Below are 2,592 nucleotides of genomic sequence, written 5' to 3' on the forward strand. Positions count from 1 at the left end.
TCACATCTGCACGCTCTACGACGTCGGAAGCGCCGACGGCGTCGAGTACCTCGTCATGGAGCTCCTCGAAGGTCAGACGCTCGCCGACCGCGTCGAGAAGGGACCGCTCCCCACCGACCAGGTGATCCGCTTCGGCATGGAAATCGCCGACGCGCTCGACCGCGCGCACCGCGCCGGCATCGTCCACCGGGACCTCAAGCCCGGCAACGTCATGCTGACGAAGTCGGGCGTGAAGCTCCTCGACTTCGGCCTGGCCAAGACGGCGGCCGAGCGGCGCGAGCCGGACCTCTCGTCCCTCCCCACCCAGATGGGCGCGTCGCGGCCGCTCACCCAGAAGGGCACGGTGATGGGCACCTTCCAGTACATGGCGCCCGAGCAGCTCGAAGGGAAGGAAGCGGATCCTCGGACCGACATCTTCGCGCTCGGATGCGTGCTTTACGAAATGGCGACGGGCAAGAAGGCCTTCACGGGCGCGAGCCAGGCCTCGCTCGTCTCTGCGATCCTGCGCGACGAGCCGAAGCCGATCTCGGAGCTCGCGCCGATGGCGCCGCCGGCTCTCGACCGCCTCGCGAAGACCTGTCTCGCCAAGGACCCCGAGGAGCGGTGGCAGTCCGCGCGCGACGTCATGTCGGAGCTTCGCTGGATCGGCCAGGCGGGATCGCAGGCCGGCGCGCCCGCCATCGTCGTTTCGCGGAGGAAGAACCGAGAGAAGCTCGCGTGGGGGATCGCGATCGCGGCGGTCGCGGGTCTCCTGGCCCTCACCGCCATGCAGCTTCGCCGGCACGAAGAGTCCGCCTCGACGGTCCGCTTCGACGTTTCCCCACCGCCCGACGTTCGATTCGGGTACGGCCTCGCGATCTCGCCGGACGGGAGCCAGCTCGTCTTCGAAGGGTCGGCCGCGGGCAAGCAGAAGCTCTACGTGCGCCGCCTCTCGGCGACCGACGTCAAGGAGCTCCCGGGAACCGACGGAGCCTCGTTTCCGTTCTGGTCGCCCGACGGATCTCGTCTCGGATTCTTCGTCGGGGGTTCGCTCAAGAGATACGACCTGGCGACGGGATCCGTCCAAACCCTGGCCCCGGCGTCGAACGGTCGCGGAGGAACGTGGAACCGGGACGGCGTGATCCTGTACGCGCCCGACACCGGGACCGCCCTCTTTCGCGTTTCCGCCGACGGCGGCAAGCCCGTCGCCGAAACGGTTCTCGATCCCCGCGGCCAGGAGGGAAGCCACCGCTGGCCCTCGTTTCTCCCCGACGGGCGCCACTACTTCTACCTCGTGCGGGGTTCGGCCTCGGGGAAGCCGGGAATCTACGTGGGAGAGCTCGGGTCGACGAAGAGGCGCTTCGTCGCCGAGGCGGCGTCGACGATCGCGTATTCCCCTCCGGGATTCCTGCTCTACATCCGCCAGAAAGCTCTCGTCGCCCAGAGGTTCGATGCGAAGACGCTCGAGACGCTCGCCGCGCCATTTCCGGTCGTCGCCGACGTGGAAGCGCTCGGCGACACGCAGCCGACGGGATACGCGCGATTCTCCGTTTCCGGCAACGGCGTTCTGGCGGTCCGGAGCGGGGTATCGAGCGTTTCGCAGCTCGCCTGGCTCGACAGGGAGGGCAAGAAGCTTTCCGCGGTGGGATCGGCCGGAGAACAGGACGAGCTCGCGCTCTCGCCCGACCAGAGATTCGTCGTTTTCGAGAGAAACGATCCCGCATTGGGGACCAACGACCTCTGGCGGCTCGACCTCGAACGCGGAATCGAGAGCCGGCTCACCTACGATCCCGGGAGCGAAAGCACCGCCGTCTGGCTTCCGGACGGCCGGAGCGTCATCTATTCGAGCGGCAGCGTCGTGGGCCTGCAGAAAGAGATCGACCAGGTCAACTCGGCGGGCACGGGAGACAAGCACGTTCTGCTCCAATCGAACGGGAGCTCCGTTTATCCCGACGCCGTCTCGCCCGACGGCAAGTTCCTGCTGTACGAGCAGCAGACCCAGAAGGGAAGCCTCGACCTGTTTCTCCTGCCGCTCTCGGGAGGAGGCAAGCCCGTGACCTACCTCGCGACACCGTTCGACGAGGCGCACGGGCAGTTCTCCCCCGACGGCCGATTCATCAGCTACACGTCGAGCGAATCGGGCCGCGAAGAGATCTACGTCCGTCTGTTCCCCGGGGGAGACGAGAAGTGGCAGGTCTCGACGTCCGGGGGCGACCAGTCGACGTGGAAGGCGGACGGGACCGAGCTCTACTACCTCTCACCTCAGCAGGACATCATGGCCGTTCCGGTCGAGAAGAAAGGAACGGGCCTCTCCTTCGGAACTCCGGCGAAGCTTTTCCCCGTGCGCGTTCCCGCCTGGGGCGTGACGCTCTCGCGCACGGGCTTCCAGGTCTCGCGCGACGGGACACGGTTTCTCGTCAACCAGGTGACCGGCGGCACGGACCGCTCCCCGATCACCGTGGCCCTGAACTGGACGGCGGATACCAAGAAATAACGTCGGCCGGTCGCGCTCGCGCAGAGCGCTGGAACGCGCCGGCCTCCCAGAACGCGATCCTCTTCACCTCGGTTGCTCGCGCCCTGCGGACGCGGCCAGTTACGCGCCTGGCGCTAGCG

Annotated in this window: 1 protein-coding gene; it reads left to right on the forward strand. The window is 67.4% G+C overall.

Going from position 1 to position 2,592, the window contains the following annotated elements:
- On the forward strand, positions 1 to 2,473 hold a 2,473-nt coding region (locus tag VFS34_02675), incomplete at its 5' end, for a protein kinase (protein ID HET9793341.1).
- Positions 2,474 to 2,592 lie beyond the last annotated feature (119 nt).

The organism is Thermoanaerobaculia bacterium (genome assembly GCA_035717485.1).
Classification (GTDB): domain Bacteria; phylum Acidobacteriota; class Thermoanaerobaculia; order UBA5066; family DATFVB01; genus DATFVB01.